This is a genomic window from Kribbella sp. NPDC031520 (assembly GCF_055580825.1).
Genome location: NZ_JBVIKS010000004.1, coordinates 633,345 through 648,371, shown reverse-complemented (window position 1 = coordinate 648,371; position 15,027 = coordinate 633,345). Strand labels below are relative to the sequence as shown.

Below are 15,027 nucleotides of genomic sequence, written 5' to 3'. Positions count from 1 at the left end.
CTGTTATGCGCTCAGGCGAGCCGGATCGATCCTCCGGAGACCGTGATCGGCTTGGCCGGCAGCGGCCGCGCGGCCGGGCCGTTGACGACCGAGCCGTCGCTGATGCTGAACTTGCTGCCGTGGCAGCCGCAGTTGATCGTGCCGCCTGCCACGTCGGCGACCTGACACTGCAAATGGGTGCAGATCGAGCTGAACCCCTTGAACGTGCCGGCCTTCGGCTGCGTGATCACCACCTGGCTGGCGCCGAGGATCACCCCACCACCGACCGGCACCTCGGCGGTCTTGGTGAGTACGCCGTTCGCCGGCGCCTGACTCGAGCCCGGATTCGAGCCAGGATTCGAGCTGGGCGCGGTGCCGGCTTCGCCGTACGTGCTGCATCCTGCGACGGCGGCCATCCCAGCGGCGGCCGCAGCGGCAGCGCCGGCGACGACAGTACGGCGACTCGGTTCGTCCATCGCCCGTCCTTTCAACGAATGATGCCGAAGGTGGTGAAGAACCACAGCGACGAGGTCAGCCACAGTCCGACCAGGGCGGCGAAGACGACCCCACCGACCGTCGGTAACAGCCAGCGCGGCGTGTCCGTCCGGCTGAGAGTGAGCATCTTGGCCGCGAACGCGCCGAAGAAGAAGCACCCGAGCACCGAATGCACCAGGATCCGCGGCTCGTCGTACTGGAAACCCAAGGCATAAAGGCAATGCGCGACCACCGGCAGCGTGACCGCCACCGCGGCTCGTCCCGTCCACCGGTGCACCGGCCCCAGCCACCGCTTGCCCGCCAACGGCCGGATCCGCCCGAACAACGCCATCGCCGAGACCAGTTGTACGACGACCAGCAGCAAAGCCACCGTGGCGAGCCAGGTCTTCACCGACCGGGCACTCGAGAATCCGGCCACGTTGATCGCGACCCCGGTCGGCTGATGGAGGCGCCCGTACAGGCCGAGTGCGATCGCGACCGCGGCGCCGACCGACAACGGGAGCGCGACCCGGGTCGCGGCCTTGACCGGAACTGTCGTCACAGCATCTCCTCAGAACGTCTCGTCGCCGGTGATCGACGTGACCGCGACCGTCGTACCGCCCAATCGGGCGGCACCGCTTTGCGGCACGAGGGGCGGAGCGGGACCCGGGGTGCCGTCGTTGTCGATGCCGACCTGCTTGCCGTTCGGGAGAACGATCCAGCCGATCGTGGAGCTCGAGGTCTTCGCCCGGTACAGACCGGCCGGCGGGCCGACCTCGGGGATGGTGAACGGCTGCCGCTGACCACCTACCGTGACGACGCCGGTGACGGACGTACCGGTCGAGGTTCCGGTCAGCCGGTCACCGGTCTTCGACCGCAGGGCGAGGCGGCCGGCGGTCTCGGTGCCGGTCAACCAGGATTCCACCCGGCGGCCGTCGCAGTAGTAGGCGACGGAGCGTCCGCCTTTGACGGCGATCGCGAGGCTGGCCAGGCGGCCCGGCAGGTGCCCGGCGTAGACCGTGACGACCTGACGGACCGGAGTCGTCCGGGGCGGAGTCCGTGACGGCGGCGACGGTGTGATCGACGGGCTCGGTGTGATGGACGGCGTGGTGGACGGGCTCGGTGTGGTGGGCAGGGCCGGTGTGGTCGCCGAGGCAGGCGTCGGTGCGCTGCCGGTGTACGTGCTCGCGCCGGTCAAGGTGCTGTTGACGACGAGAAGCGCCACGAGGCCGGCGCCGGCCGCCACGAGTGTCACCAACGGGCTCCGTCGGCCCATATCGCCCCCATCCCCTGGGATCGAGAATCCCGCCGTACCGGTCCGTGGTCAACAGGGGGTCTGACCCCTTCGCCAGGAAGACTGCGGGGCTGGAGAGGGGAGGCACTCATGGGTGCATTGGCAGAGCAGCTCCGGGGAGTCGTGGCAGGGCCGGTGTTCGAGCCCGCCGACGAGGGGTACGCCGAGGAGCTGTCCGGGTTCAACCTGGCGGTGACGCACACGCCCGACGTCGTGGTCGGACTGACGTCCGAGGACGACGCCGTCGCGGTCGTCCGGGCCGCCGCCGCGACCGGTACGCCGGTCCGCATCCTGGCCACCGGCCACGGCATCCCGAACCCGATGCAGGGTGGGATCGTCGTGACCACGACCCGGATGACCGGCGTGACCGTGGACGCCGAGACCAGGACCGCACACATCAACGCCGGCTCCCGCTGGGCCGAGGTGGTCGCGGCCGCCGCTCCGCACGGGCTCGCGCCGATCACCGGCGCCTCGGACGCGGTCGGTTGTATCGGGTACACGCTCGGCGGCGGCCTCGGCCCGCTGGCCCGCACGTACGGCTTCTCGTCCGACTGGGTGCGTAGCTTCCGGGTGGTGACGGCCAACGGCGCGCTGACCGCGAGCGCCGACGAGAACGAAGACCTCTTCTGGGCGTTGCGCGGCGGCAAGGGCGGCTTCGGCATCGTTACCGCGATGGACTTCGCACTGGTCGAGCTGAGCACGCTGTACGGCGGCTCGGTGTTCTTCGACACCGATCAGATCGCGCCGGTGTTCTCGACCTGGGTCGAGTGGACCAGGACCCTGCCCGAGGAGGCGAACTCGTCGGTCGTGATCCTCCGGCTGCCGCCGCTGGAGTTCATCCCGGCACCGCTGCGCGGCAAGACCGTGCTCAGCGTCCGGTTCGCGTACGTCGGTGCCGCGGCCGACGGCAAGCGGCTGTTCCAGCCGATCCGGGACGCCGCTACGACGCTGATCGACGGCGTCGGCGAGATGCCGGCCGCCGACATCGCGCTGATCCACAACGACCCGAAGGACCCGACGCCGTCCTGGGACCGCGGGCTGATGCTCGACGAACTGGACGCCGACTTCGCCGCGGCCTTCCTGGACGTGGCCGGCCCGGACCAGCAGCTGCCGTTGATCGCGGTCGAGGTCCGGCATCTCGGCGGCGCGACCGAGCGCGACGTCCCCGAGGGCAGCGCGGTCGGTGGCCGCGGTGGGGCGTGCACGATGACGCTGATCGGCGTACCGAACCCGGACCTGTTCGAAAAGGTGCTCCCGGCAACGGTCGACGGGATGCTGGCGAAGCTGCAGCCGTGGATCAGTACGGAGATGACCGTGAACTTCGCGGGCGGGTTCGCACGACCGGGATCGTACGAGGCGTCCTGGCCGGCGGACACGTTCGCGCGGCTGGCCGACGTACGCGCGACCTACGACCCGGACACGCTCTTCCCGTTCGGGCCTCGCCAGGAGTACTCGGGCTCGTAGCCGAGCAACCGGCGTGCCTTGTCGATCGACAGCAGCGTCTCGTTCGGTCCGAACGGTCGTTTGACGGGCACGCCGGGGAACACCTCCGCGAGCAGTTCCTCGTTCGGCCGCGACATCACCGTGTCCGCGTTGGCGACGATGAACACGTCCGTCCCGGTCACGTCGTACTCGAGTGCCTTGCGGACCGCCTGCGCGCCGTCGCGGGCGTCGATGTAGCCCCACAGGTTCCACTTGCGGGCCTGCGCGTCGGCGTCGAACGACGGGAACTGCGCGTAGTCCTCCGGGTACATCACGTTGGAGAAGCGCAACCCGATCAGCTTCAGGTCCGGGTGCCACCGGCAGAGCTGCCGGGCGAGCTCCTCCTCCAGCGTCTTGACCAGCGAGTACGTGCTGTTCGGTCGCGGTGGGTAGTCCTCGTCCACCGGCACGTACGGCGGGAACTGGTCGAACGGCAGTCCCAGGACGGTCTCGCTCGACGCCCAGACGAGGTTCCGGACTCCGGCCCGCAGCGCGGCGGAGAACACGTTGTACGTCACGGTCATGTTGTTGTGGAACGTCGCCGCATTCGGCCGCAGGCCCGGCGCCGGGACCGCGGCCAGATGAACCACCGCGTCGACCCCGTCGTGCCGGTCGTCGATCCCGGCGATCGCCTCGTACGTCTGGCCGAAATCGGTCAGGTCCAGCCGCGTCGACGTCACGTCGGCGCGCGCCGGCGGAGCCTGGTCGAGGGCGACCACGTCCCACCCGTTGTCCGCCAGATGGTCGACGACGGCTCGACCGAGCTTCCCACTGCTTCCGGTAACCGCTACCCGTGCCACGGGGCAATCCTTGCAGAACTACAGTGAGGCCGTGAAGCTTGCTCAGCGCATGGACCGGTTGGGGACCGAGTCGGCGTTCGAGGTGCTGGCCAAGGCCAAGGCACTCGAGGCGTCCGGTCGCGAGATCGTGCACCTCGAGATCGGCGAGCCGGACTTCGACACCCCGGCCCACGTGATCGCCGCCGCGCAGCAGGCGCTCGACGAGGGTCACACGCACTACGTCCCGGCGCCGGGCATCCCGGAGCTGCGGACCACGGTCGCGGACTTCCTCGAGCGCACCGGCCGGCTGAGGACGACGCCCGACCGGGTGCTGATCACGCCGGGGGCGAAGCCGATCATGTTCTTCACAATCCTGGCGCTCTGTGAGGAGGGCGACGAGGTTCTGTACCCGGACCCAGGCTTCCCGATGTACGCATCGATCGCGTCCTTCGCCGGGGCGACGCCGGTCCCGATCCCGCTGCGTGAGGAGAACGGGTTCGTCGTCGATCCCGAGGAGCTGCGCTCGCTGGTCACCGATCGGACCAAGCTGCTGATCCTCAACTCGCCGCACAACCCGTGCGGCAGCGCGTCGACACCCGAGCAGCTGCAGGCGATCGCGGAGATCGCGATCGAGCACGACCTGGTCGTGCTGAGCGACGAGGTCTACTGGGCCTTGCGGTACGACGGCAACCACCACAGCGTGCTCGACGTCGACGGCATGGCCTCCCGGACGGTGCTGCTCGACGGCTGGTCGAAGACGTTCGCGATGACCGGCTGGCGACTCGGGTACGGCGTGTTCCCGGAGCCGCTGGTGGAGCCGGTGACGCGGCTGATGATCAACTCGGTGTCGTGCACGTCGGCGTTCAGCCAGTACGCCGCGATCGCAGCGCTCGAAGGCCCGTGGGACGACGTCGACCGGATGCGCGAGGCGTTCCGCGAACGGCGTTCCGTCATCGTCTCCGGTCTCAACGACGTACCTGGCGTGTCCTGCCTGGAGCCCGGCGGCGCGTTCTACGCGTTCCCGAACATCACCGAACTCGGCGTACCGGCAGCAACCCTCTCGGACCGCCTCCTCGACGAAGCCGGCGTCGCCTGCCTACCGGGCACCTCCTTCGGCGCGTGCGGCGAGGGCCACCTGCGCTTCTCGTACGCCAACTCCGTCGACAACATCCACCGCGCCCTCGACGCCTTCACAGCGCTGGTGGAGTCATGAGCGCTCACGGTCACACCCATCGGCTCGACCTCGACGACGCGTCGGTGCGGGAGTGGGACGCGACGGTCGTCGGCGTGGACCCGGAGCGCGGGATCGTGCTGGACCGGTCCGCGTTCTACCCCGGCGGTGGCGGGCAGCCGCCGGACGAGGGCGTGCTGTTGTGGGGTGGGGTCCGGACCCGGATCACCGGGACCGTCAAGGGCGACGACCTGTACCTGGTCCCGCACGAGGACGACCCGGTTCCGGTCGTCGGTACGGTGGTCCGGGGCGCGCTCGACGACGAACGGCGTACTCAGTTGATGCGTACTCACTCCGGGCTGCACGTCCTCACCGGCGTGGTGTTCCGCGACTTCGGGGCACTCGTCACCGGCGGCAACATGGAGCCGCTGTCGGCGCGGATGGACTTCGGCCTGGACGAGGTACCGCCGGACTTCAAGGACCGGGTCTCGGAGGCGGTCAACGCCGAGATCCGGACCGACCGGGCGATCACCGTCAGCACGCTGCCGCGGGACGAGGCGTTCGCGATCCCCGACATCATCCGGACCGCGACCAACCTGCTCCCGCCGGACATCGAGGTCGTCCGGATCGTCGACATCGAGGGCCTGGACACCCAGGCCGACGGCGGCACCCACGTCGCCTCGACGGCGATGATCGGCCGGATGGAGGTCGTGAAGATGGAGAGCAAGGGCCGCGGCTTCCGCCGGCTGCGGGTCCGGATCAGTTAGCGCTTCTCAGTCAGCGCTTCTGCTCCCGCAGCTCGGCCTCCTGGCGGCGGACCTCGGCCTGGGTGGCGCGTTCGCGCTCCAGCCAGTCGGGGTTCTCGTCCCGGATCGCGTCGATCTCGTCAGTGGTCAGCGCCTCGGTGATCCCGGCGCGGGCGAGACCGCTGATCGACACACCGAGCCGCGCCGCGACCACCGAGCGCGGGTGCGGGCCGTTCTTCCGGAGCTCGCGCAGCCACTCCGGCGGGTCGGTCTGCAACGCGTTCAGCTCGTCCCGGGACACGACGCTTTCCTGGAACTCGGCCGGCGTGGCCGGCAGGTACACGTCCAGCTTCTTCGCCGCGGTGGCGGGCTTCATGGTCTGGGCCTTACGCGCTGTCATGGCAGCAGCGTAACGCCCGGTAACCTCAGAACCGTGACCGGATTCCGGCTGGGCTACGTCCCCGGCGTGACGCCCGCCAAATGGTCCCGGATCTGGGCCGAGCGACTCCCCCGGATTCCGCTGGAGCTCGTCCAGGTCGCCGCCGCCGAGGCTCCGGACCTGGTCCGCCGCGCCGAGCTCGACGCAGTCCTCCTCCGGCTCCCGATCGACCGCACCGGCCTGCACGCGATCCCGCTGTACGTCGAGCAGACGGTCGTCGTCGTACCGAAGGACCACGTGATCACGGCCGCCGACGAGATCACCACCGACGACCTCGCCGACGAGCTGATGCTGCACCCGCAGGACGACGTCCTCGAGTGGGACCACCCGCCCGGCCGGCTGATCGAGGACCGTCCGGTGCGGACCGGTGACGCGATCGAGTTGGTGGCCATGGGCACCGGGCTTCTCGTGGTGCCACAGTCGTTGGCCCGGCTGCACCATCGCAAGGACCTCACCTACCGCCCGCTGACCGGCGTACCGGAGTCGCAGGTCGCGCTCAGCTGGCGGGAGGACGAGACCAGCGAGCTGGTCGAGCACCTGATCGGGATCGTCCGCGGCCGGACGGTGAACAGCTCGCGCGGTCCCGCCGTACCCAGGAAGGAGGCCAAGCCCAAGCCTCAGGAAAGCCCGCGGAAGAAACCCAGGCGCCGCCGCTAGAAATAAGTTGAGTCTTCAACTAACATGGTTCACATGGCGATCTTCCGGTTGAACCACGCGGTCCTGTACGTGCGCGACGTCGCGGCGAGCGTCGCGTTCTACCGAGACGTCCTCGGCTTCGGCTACACCGAGTCCGGCGACGCGATCCCCGGCGCGGCGTTCCTGCGCGCACCCGGGTCGGCCAACGACCACGACCTCGGCCTGTTCCAGATCGGGTCCCAGGCCGGTCCGTCCGGTGCCGGGCGGACGACGGTCGGGCTGTACCACCTCGCGTGGGAGGTCGACACGCTCGGCGACCTCGAGTCCCTGGCCGGTGCGCTGAGCGAGGCCGGTGCGCTGGTCGGCGCGTCCGACCACGGCACCACCAAGTCGCTGTACGGCAAGGACCCCGACGGTCTGGAGTTCGAGATCGTCTGGATCATCCCGGCCGACCTGCTCACCGACGAGGACCGGAACAAGAACGGCGTCGCCCGGCTGGACCTCCCCGCCGAGCTGGCCAAGTACGGCCGGGACGCCCGCAGCGGTGTCGGGATCTCCCGGGTCGGCTGACCTTCGGCCGCCGCGGATCGTGCGGCGCGCCGACTGACACATGCACGTCATCTGCACGTCACCACGGCGGGATAGCGTGGCGAATGTTGATCACCTCAACATTCGAGGAGTCGCAATGAGTGGGGAGCCGCCTGTCGTCCGCCGGCTGGAGGAGCTGCCGGCGTACCTGATCTCGCCGGACGACACCGTCCGGCTGGCCGAGCTGGCCGGGCCGAAGCACGGGTCCACTACGAGCGTGTTCCTGGAGATCTGGCAGCCCGGCGGGGCTCAGCCGCTGAATTCGCACCCGGACTCGGCCGAGATCTTCATCGTGCTGTCGGGTCAGGCCCGCGCGCACAGTGACGAGAACGTGGTCGAGTTGAGCGCAGGAGACGTACTGGTCCTGCAACCCGGTTCGGAGCATCGGATCGTCAACACCAGCGCGACGGACAAGTTGTTCACGGTCACCGTGATGGCCGACGACGGCGGCTTCGCCGAGCTCGTCACGAACGGCACCGCCACGGCGTTGACCGCGGACGAGATCAGCGCACTGATCAGCTGACCGAGAAGCGCGCCGCCTCGGCCAGCGCGGCCGCCGTGGTCTCCACGGCGGCCTCGAAGTGTGCCTTGCCGACATCCGCCGAGGCGCCGGTCGGGTCACCGATGTGGCCGGCCGGCCCGAAGTCGTCGGACAGCCAGCCGAAGCTCACCGGCTTCCCGAAGCCGATCTGCTGGTACGTCGTGAGTCCGGCGGGCACCGCAGGCGCCGCCAGGTCCAGGTGGACGAGGTCCGGCCGGAGGTGGAGCACCATCGAGGTCTCGTGGAAGCCGCCGTGGATCCCCATCCCGAGCTCGGCCGGCTCCGAGGTACGGCCGCCGTGGTCCACCGGAACGGACGGGTGCCCGAGGAACGTCTGCAGGCCGAACTCGCGCCGCAACTCCCGGCACGCGACCTGGCCGAGGGCCGAGTTGCCGCCGTGCCCGTTGAGGAAGAACAGCCGCCGGATCGGCGTCGCCGCGAGCGACCGGCCGATGTCGATCAGCGTGCGCATCAACGTCTCCCACGACAGCCAGATCGTCCCCGGCGCCCAGGCGTGCTCGTCGGACTTGGTGTAGGCGAGCGCCGGCAGCAGTACGGCCGGTACGCCGTCCGCGACCGCCGCCGAGACCGCGGCTTCGGCGACCGAGGACGCGATCAGGTAGTCGGTCGACACCGGCAGGTGCGGGCCGTGCTGCTCGATCGCGCCCAGCGGCAGGACGGCGACGGTCTCGGGCGGCAGCCCGGCGATCTCGGGGAACGTGTGGTCCACGAAGTACATGGGGAAACTCCTTCAGGCGTTGAGCTTTCCGGGGTTCAGCAGGCCCTTCGGATCCGTCCGCGGCACGGTCGCGAGGATCTGCTCGACGTGCCGGTCGACGTTCCACTGGTGTGGTGAATGGATCCCGATCCCGATGCTCTGCAACTCGGCGAATCCGGCGAGCACCTGCTCCTCGCTCTCGTAGTCGGCGACCAGCATCCCGATCGGCCCGTGGTGTCCGAGCTCGAGGTGGATGTACGAGTTCGGGTACACCGAGCGGACCGCGTCCGGGTCGTCCCACAACGGCAGGCCACCGACCTCCAGGTGGAAGCAGGGATACCCGGACTGCTGCAGGAAGAAGATCGGGTGGTTGTACGACATGGTGCTGAGTCGATCGGTCTGCCCGTAGTCCTCCAGTACGGCCACCACCGAGCCGCCGGCCGCCCGCACCAGCCGGGAGACCTCTGCCACCGTGGACGGTTCGAGAATGATCCGCAGGCTGACCCGGTCCGGATCGAGGTCCACCGGCGCCGGCAGGTTGGCCACCAGCGGCGGCTCGTCCGCGGATGCCAGCCGCGGCAGCACCGGCAGTCCGGGCAGCGCGCGATGCACCTCCACGGCGGCCGCGTAGCTGTCGAAGACGGCGTAGAACGCCACCCACTCGCGGGCCGGCGCGGTCCGTACTGTGACCTCGGTGATGACACCGGTGACGCCGTACGCGTGGATATAGGCGAGCGCGTCGTCTCCGAAGACACTGAACGTCGTACCGCTGCCGTCGCAGGGCGCGATCCGGAGCTCCCGCACCCAGCCGTCGGCGGTCGTTCCGTACTCGATCGTGCCGGTGCCGGCGCTGCCGCCGCCGATGAAGCCACCGAGCGAGGAACCCTTGGTGGACGGGAACATCCAGAGGTCCGCGCCGGCCGCGCGGACCGCACGATCGATCGTCGTGAGCCGCGCGCCGGGCTGGGTCCGGACCTGGCCGTCCTCGACCGCGACGACCTGGTCCAGTCCGCGCAGATCGAGGAGGACGCCGCCCGAGAACGGCGTGGCCTGCCCGTAGTTTCCGGTACCGGCGCCGCGCGGTGTGACCGGTACGTCGTACTCGTAGGCCAGCTGCAGCAGCGCCGGGATCTGCTCGGGTTCGGTCGGGCGGACCGCGACGTCGGCGAGGAACCGTCCGGGTGGCAGCTTCTCCCGCAGGATCGGCGACAGCCGTGCCCAGTCGGCGGAGACCCGCCGGATCGTCCGGGCGTCGGTCGAGACCACTCGGTCACCGAGCTCCCGGCGCAGCAACTCGGCGAACTGCTCGGCCTGGCGAAGGGGCGTCGTCGTCATCGGGCTCCTCAGCTGAGTTTGACGGACTTGTCGATGAACTCGTTGGTGACCAGGTCCTTCGGCGCCAGCCCCGGCTTGATCGATGCACCGCCCTGTTTCAGGATCGGCTCGAAGGTGGCGATGATCTCGGCCACCCGCTGCTCGTCGAACCCGCCCAGGCTGCCGGTGGCCGGGTCGTTGGCGATGATCTTGTTCTTCGCCATCGATTCGGCGGCGTACGTCGCGACGCCTTCGGAGTAGGTCCAGCCGGTGTTGTACTTCTGCACCAGCTCGACGATGAGCTTGTTCACCGGGCCGGGATCGGACTGGTAGTCGAGCTGCGCCTGCTGCAGGATCGGGACCAGTTTCTTCAAGCAGGCGGACTGTTTCGCCACGTCCTCGGTGCGTACCGAGAACGCTTCGGGGTAGATGTTGTAGCCGATGTCGGCGAGCAGCTGGTCGCCGATCGGCTTCTTCCAGGCGCTGACCTCGTGCTCGTAGATGTACGGCTCGGCGCTGATGAAGCCCTGCTGCAGGATCTTCGGGTCACCGACGAACCGGGCCGGCGTGCCCTCGTAGCCGGTGTCGATCTGCTGCTTGGTGATCAGGCCCTTCGACATCAGCAGTTTGGGGATGATGTCGCCGGCGGTCACCACCACCGCCCCGGTCTTCGCGACGTCGGCGATCGTCTTGGCGTCCGGGTACGTCTTCGGGTCCCACATCAGGATCTGCGGGCTCTTGTTGAGTGGGGCAACGACCGCGGTCGTCGGCTGCTTCACCGATCCGGCGATCGCCGCGTCCGAGCTGACCGCGCCGATCAGGATGCTCTTGTCCAGGTACATCAGCGCGGGGACCGGCTGGAAACCGACCGACGGGCCACCCGCGCGGATCTCCACCTTCACGCCGGTGTCCACACCACCGGCGACGAGCGGACCGGTCACGCGCTTCTTCGCGGTGTCGACGGTGTATCCGGGGCCGACCAGCTGGTACATCGCCGAGTGCTCCGCCTCCGGCTGCCAGTCCTGCTGCATCACCACGGTCTTCGGGCAGACGGCGGACAGATCCTTGGCCGATCCGGCAGTCGCCGCGGTGCTGACCTGCTGCCCGGCTGACGAGGTCGTGGTGGTGGCGCCGTTGCCACAGGCGGACAGCGTGAGTACGGCGAGCGCGGCGGTGCAGGCCGCGGCGATGGGAATCCTACGGTTCATGACTCTTCCTCACTGATGTGGTTACCGGCGGACGACCCCGTACCAGCGGCCGACGACGATCCGGTCGAGCGTGGCGAAGACCGTGAAGAACGCGACGCCGAAGACCGACGCCAGGCCGATCGCGGTGAACAGGTCCTCGGTCTGCAGGCGGGCGGTGTAGATGTCCAGCAGGCCGCCGATGCCGACCAGGCCCTGCCGGAAGAACGTGTCCCCGACGATCGCGCCGATGACCGACAGTCCGGCGGAGATCCGCAACCCGCCGAAGATCGCCGGTACGGCAGCCGGCAACTGCAGCTTCACGAGCCGCTGCCATCTCGTTGCCTTGTTCAACGTGAACAGGTCGTGCGCGGCCGCCGTCGGCGACTGCAGCCCGAACAGCGTGTTGGAGATCATCGGGAACAGCGAGATGATCACGCAGACCACGACCCGGCTGCTGAACCCGTACCCGAACCAGATGCCCAGCAACGGCACCAGCGCGAGGATCGGGACCGTCTGCAGGATCACGGCGTACGGGTAGAGGGCCTTCTCCAGCCAGGTCGTCTGCACCATCACCACCGCCTGGGTGACGCCGAGCACGACCGCGATCAGCAACCCGACCACGGCGACCCGTACGGACAGTGCCAACGCGTCGAGCATCGGCTGCAGGTGCACCGGGTCGAGCAGCGAGGTCTTGATCACCTCGTGCGGCGGCGGCAGCATGAACCGCCGGTCGTCGCTGAGCACGAAGTAGCTGACGACGTACCAGAGACCGATCGCGGTGGCCAGTGCGCCGACCATCGGACCGGCGGCGCGGAGGAGCCGTACGTACCACGGTCGCCTGGTCATGAGTGGTCACTCTCCAGCGCGGCCGACACCGCGCCGGTCAGGGCGGTGAACTCGGGTTCGTAGCGCAGCTCGGGCGGCCGCGGGTACGCCCAAGGAACGTTGAAGTCGGCAACGACCCGCCCCGGCCGTCCGCTCATCACCAGCACCCGGTTGCTGAGGTAGACGGCCTCCGGGATCGAGTGCGTGATGAACAACCCGGCGAACGCCTTCAGCTGGAAGAGCCGTTGCAGCTCGGTCTGCATCCGCAGCCGGGTGATCTCGTCGAGCGCACCGAACGGCTCGTCGAACAACGCCAGCTCCGGCTCCGCGACCAGTGACCGCGCGATCGACACCCGCATCCGCATCCCGCCGGACAGCTGCCGCGGGAACTGCCGCTCGAAGCCGGTCAGCCCGACCAGGTCGAACGCTTCTCGCGCACGTTCCTTCCGCTCCGCCTTCGGTACGCCGCGGAGCTCGCCAACCAGCTCGACGTTCGCCAGCGCGGTCCGCCACTCCAGCAGGGTCGGCTCCTGGAAGACGTAGCTCGTCGAGGTCGCCTCGACCTCGATCCGCCCGCCGGTCGCGTCCTCGAGCCCGGCCGCCAGCCGCAGAAGGGTCGACTTCCCGCACCCGGACGGCCCGACCACGGATACGAAGTCGCCGGGCGCAACGACCAGATCGACCCCGGTCAGCGCGACCGTACCGGTCGGGAACGTCTTCGAGACCTCTTCCATCACCAACGTCTTCGTCACGTCAGGCCCTCCATAACCGTGTTCACACTGGTGCTGGACACCACCCGGCCGCCGTGCACGACGATGCGTGTGTCTGCCCATCCCGCGAGAACCGCACCGAGATCGGCGTCCGGTACGACGATCAGGTCCGCCGGACCGCCGGCCGCGAGACCGGTCGCCGGTAGCCCGAGTACGGCGCGGGCACCCGTCGTCACCGCCGTCAGCGCCTCCGACGGACGCAGGTGTCCTGCCGCAATGAGAAGCGCCGTGGTCTCGAAGGGATCGCCACGCCCGACCGGGTTGAAGGGGTCCCGCAGGTTGTCACCGCCCGCCGCCAACGGGATGCCGGCATCGAGAATCGCCCGGACGGCGGTCAGTCCACGGGGCACCAGATGGGTCGCATCCCGGCCTTGCAGATAGAGGTTGGTGATCGGCAGCGTGACGATGCCGATCCCTGCTCTGGCGACCAGTTCGAGTACGGGCGTCAGCCGTTCCGGCGGCAACGATCCCAGCCGTACGCAGTGGCTCGCGGTCACGGTCTGTTCGAGACCACGGGCGGTCACCTGCTTGGCCAGCTCTTCGAGATCCAGCTCAGGCGCCGCCACCTGCTCGTCGGCATGCAGATCCACCGGTAAGCCGGTGCGCTCGGCGATGTCGAGCAACCGGGTGATCTCCGCGCCCGGGGCGTCCGCGAGGTGCGGACAACCGCCCACGATGCCGACGCCCCGTTCCAGCGCCTCGTAGATCAGGTCGTCCGGGGTCTGGTGACCGGCCAGCGCGACGAGCTGAAGTGTCACCCGATCGGCCAGATCCTCGCGGAGCTTGATGAGCGCGTCGACGCCGCGCATCGGGTCGCCGGTCCCCGGGAGGTCCACATGGCTCCGGATCGTCGTGATGCCTTGCGCCACGTACCGGCGTACCGCGCGCAGGGCACGGTCGTAGATGTCGGCGCTGTCGAGTCCGGCGCTGAGGTCACGCCATTGCGCGATCGCGGCCGGCAGATCGTTCTGCTCGGTGTCGACGCGGTCGGCCGTCAGCGCCTTGTCCAGGTGAGCATGCGGCTCGACCGCAGCCGGGAGCACCCGCCACCCACCGGGTTCCGCGGACGGCCGGACCGTGCTGATCAGCCCGTCCTCGAACGTCAGATCCACGACGGAGCCGTCCGGCGTACGTACGCCGGAAAGCGCGGTCAACTGCTCGCCGACGTTCATGCGGCCTCGCCCGGCGCGGTGAGAATCACGACATCGCCGACCTCGTGCCGCTCCACCGGCCGGCCCAGCAGGTCCTTGTCGGCGAACGGCTCGGAATCACCGTGCAGAACACGCCGCGCGGCCCGGGCGACGGCGGCCACGGACCGGCCGGGCAGCTCCGCGAGCAGGTTGTGCGCGACGAGCACCCGGTTCGGTGCGAGGTCGGCGAGCCGCTGCGTCGACGACGCGAAGGCTGTGAGGTCCGCGCCCTCGCCGTGCAGCCAGTAGGCGGCCGCGAGGAGCGTGTCGCCGGACAACAGCACACCGGTTGCCTCTTCGTACAGGCAGATCGCGTCGGGCGCGTGCCCGGGGGTGTGCAGCACGCGCAGGACCCGGCCGCCCAGGTCGATCTCCTCGCCGTCGGCCAGGAAGTGCGTGGGCAGGACGGGCGGGACATGCCAGCCGGAGAGATCCGGCAGCTCGCGCAGCCGAGGTAGGACGGACGCCACGAAGAAGTTCTGCCGGTCGAGGTCGAGGTAGCGCCGATAGTCGTCGTACGCCGAGCGCATCGCGTCCTCGTACATCCGGAGAAAGCTCTCGTCGACCTCCGTGGGCCGGCCGAGCGGGTGGGCCGCGATCGCCAGCAGGCCGGGATCGCCGAGCAGTGATGCGTTGCCGCCGCGGTGATCCAGGTGATCATGCGAGTTCACGACGATCAGCGGGAGGCCGGTGAGTTCGCGGACGACCGGAGCGATCGGTGCGATCCCGAGGCCGGTGTCGAACAGCAGCGCGGTCGTCGTCCCGGTGACCAGGAAGCTGTTGGCGTGACCGGGCTCGGCGATGAGCCGGAACCCCTCGCCCAGCTCGCGTACCTCGAACCAGTCGGCCATGCCGCTCACCCCAGAATGTTGATGTGAGTAACATTGGAGAGCC

Annotated in this window: 18 protein-coding genes; 6 read left to right on the top strand and 12 right to left on the bottom strand. The window is 69.3% G+C overall.

Annotated elements, in window-relative coordinates:
* Positions 1 to 11: 11 nt before the first annotated feature.
* The 3 genes from ACZ5BU_RS23850 to ACZ5BU_RS23840 are packed head-to-tail and all read right to left on the bottom strand — an operon-like array spanning position 12 to position 1,708.
* Positions 12 to 455: a Rieske (2Fe-2S) protein gene (locus ACZ5BU_RS23850; RefSeq protein ID WP_465702215.1), complete on the bottom strand. Its 444-nt coding sequence runs from the start codon at positions 453 to 455 to the stop codon at positions 12 to 14.
* A gap of 11 nt (positions 456 to 466) precedes the next feature.
* Positions 467 to 1,015 carry a DUF6529 family protein gene (locus ACZ5BU_RS23845; protein WP_465702214.1) on the bottom strand — a complete coding sequence of 183 codons (549 nt, stop codon included), beginning with the start codon at positions 1,013 to 1,015 and terminating at the stop codon, positions 467 to 469.
* 9 nt (positions 1,016 to 1,024) lie between these two features.
* Positions 1,025 to 1,708, bottom strand: coding sequence for a hypothetical protein (locus ACZ5BU_RS23840; protein ID WP_465702212.1), 684 nt, complete (start codon positions 1,706 to 1,708; stop codon positions 1,025 to 1,027).
* 129 nt (positions 1,709 to 1,837) lie between these two features.
* Here ACZ5BU_RS23840 and ACZ5BU_RS23835 point away from each other — a divergent pair, with 129 nt between their 5' ends.
* On the top strand, positions 1,838 to 3,211 hold the full coding sequence (locus ACZ5BU_RS23835; RefSeq protein WP_465702210.1) for an FAD-binding oxidoreductase: 1,374 nt from the start codon (positions 1,838 to 1,840) through the stop codon (positions 3,209 to 3,211).
* Here ACZ5BU_RS23835 and ACZ5BU_RS23830 read toward each other — a convergent pair.
* On the bottom strand, positions 3,154 to 4,029 hold the full coding sequence (locus tag ACZ5BU_RS23830; RefSeq protein ID WP_465702209.1) for an NAD-dependent epimerase/dehydratase family protein: 876 nt from the start codon (positions 4,027 to 4,029) through the stop codon (positions 3,154 to 3,156). The genes ACZ5BU_RS23835 and ACZ5BU_RS23830 overlap by 58 nt on opposite strands.
* Before the next feature lie 31 nt (positions 4,030 to 4,060).
* Between ACZ5BU_RS23830 and ACZ5BU_RS23825 the strand changes: the two genes are divergently transcribed.
* Both ACZ5BU_RS23825 and ACZ5BU_RS23820 read left to right on the top strand, forming a co-directional pair.
* A complete protein-coding gene (locus tag ACZ5BU_RS23825) occupies positions 4,061 to 5,221 on the top strand; it encodes a pyridoxal phosphate-dependent aminotransferase (protein ID WP_465702207.1) in 1,161 nt (386 codons plus the stop codon).
* On the top strand, positions 5,218 to 5,946 hold the full coding sequence (locus ACZ5BU_RS23820; RefSeq protein ID WP_465702206.1) for an alanyl-tRNA editing protein: 729 nt from the start codon (positions 5,218 to 5,220) through the stop codon (positions 5,944 to 5,946). The genes ACZ5BU_RS23825 and ACZ5BU_RS23820 overlap by 4 nt, the downstream gene beginning before the upstream one ends.
* Before the next feature lie 10 nt (positions 5,947 to 5,956).
* On the opposite strand, the gene ACZ5BU_RS23815 is transcribed toward ACZ5BU_RS23820, so the two are convergent.
* The gene (locus ACZ5BU_RS23815; RefSeq protein WP_465702204.1) at positions 5,957 to 6,325 is read right to left on the bottom strand and encodes a DUF5997 family protein; all 369 of its coding nucleotides are present in this window, start codon (positions 6,323 to 6,325) and stop codon (positions 5,957 to 5,959) included.
* 33 nt (positions 6,326 to 6,358) lie between these two features.
* Between ACZ5BU_RS23815 and ACZ5BU_RS23810 the strand changes: the two genes are divergently transcribed.
* The 3 genes from ACZ5BU_RS23810 (at position 6,359) to ACZ5BU_RS23800 (ending at position 8,111) form a co-directional block, all read left to right on the top strand.
* Positions 6,359 to 7,021, top strand: a complete 663-nt coding sequence (locus ACZ5BU_RS23810; protein WP_465702203.1) for a LysR family substrate-binding domain-containing protein — start codon at positions 6,359 to 6,361, stop codon at positions 7,019 to 7,021.
* A 33-nt stretch (positions 7,022 to 7,054) separates the two neighbouring features.
* Complete coding sequence (locus tag ACZ5BU_RS23805; RefSeq protein ID WP_465702202.1) at positions 7,055 to 7,570, top strand: VOC family protein; 516 nt, start codon at positions 7,055 to 7,057, stop codon at positions 7,568 to 7,570.
* A 115-nt stretch (positions 7,571 to 7,685) separates the two neighbouring features.
* Positions 7,686 to 8,111 carry a cupin domain-containing protein gene (locus tag ACZ5BU_RS23800; RefSeq protein ID WP_465702200.1) on the top strand — a complete coding sequence of 142 codons (426 nt, stop codon included), beginning with the start codon at positions 7,686 to 7,688 and terminating at the stop codon, positions 8,109 to 8,111.
* On the opposite strand, the gene ACZ5BU_RS23795 is transcribed toward ACZ5BU_RS23800, so the two are convergent.
* Genes ACZ5BU_RS23795 through ACZ5BU_RS23765 form a run of 7 tightly spaced genes read right to left on the bottom strand, consistent with a single transcriptional unit; the run spans position 8,104 to position 14,984 of the window.
* Positions 8,104 to 8,868: a creatininase family protein gene (locus ACZ5BU_RS23795; RefSeq protein WP_465702199.1), complete on the bottom strand. Its 765-nt coding sequence runs from the start codon at positions 8,866 to 8,868 to the stop codon at positions 8,104 to 8,106. The genes ACZ5BU_RS23800 and ACZ5BU_RS23795 overlap by 8 nt on opposite strands.
* A 12-nt stretch (positions 8,869 to 8,880) precedes the next feature.
* The gene (locus ACZ5BU_RS23790) at positions 8,881 to 10,182 is read right to left on the bottom strand and encodes an FAD-binding oxidoreductase (protein WP_465702198.1); all 1,302 of its coding nucleotides are present in this window, start codon (positions 10,180 to 10,182) and stop codon (positions 8,881 to 8,883) included.
* Positions 10,183 to 10,190: 8 nt separating this feature from the next.
* Positions 10,191 to 11,369, bottom strand: a complete 1,179-nt coding sequence (locus ACZ5BU_RS23785) for a substrate-binding domain-containing protein (RefSeq protein WP_465702196.1) — start codon at positions 11,367 to 11,369, stop codon at positions 10,191 to 10,193.
* 21 nt (positions 11,370 to 11,390) lie between these two features.
* Positions 11,391 to 12,194, bottom strand: a complete 804-nt coding sequence (locus tag ACZ5BU_RS23780; RefSeq protein ID WP_465702194.1) for an ABC transporter permease — start codon at positions 12,192 to 12,194, stop codon at positions 11,391 to 11,393.
* Positions 12,191 to 12,925 (bottom strand): ABC transporter ATP-binding protein, encoded by a 735-nt coding sequence (locus ACZ5BU_RS23775; RefSeq protein ID WP_465702192.1) that lies wholly within the window; start codon positions 12,923 to 12,925, stop codon positions 12,191 to 12,193. Before ACZ5BU_RS23775 ends, ACZ5BU_RS23780 begins: the two co-directional genes overlap by 4 nt.
* Complete coding sequence (locus ACZ5BU_RS23770; protein ID WP_465702190.1) at positions 12,922 to 14,115, bottom strand: amidohydrolase family protein; 1,194 nt, start codon at positions 14,113 to 14,115, stop codon at positions 12,922 to 12,924. The genes ACZ5BU_RS23775 and ACZ5BU_RS23770 overlap by 4 nt, the downstream gene beginning before the upstream one ends.
* Positions 14,112 to 14,984 (bottom strand): MBL fold metallo-hydrolase, encoded by an 873-nt coding sequence (locus ACZ5BU_RS23765; protein WP_465702188.1) that lies wholly within the window; start codon positions 14,982 to 14,984, stop codon positions 14,112 to 14,114. Before ACZ5BU_RS23765 ends, ACZ5BU_RS23770 begins: the two co-directional genes overlap by 4 nt.
* Positions 14,985 to 15,027 lie beyond the last annotated feature (43 nt).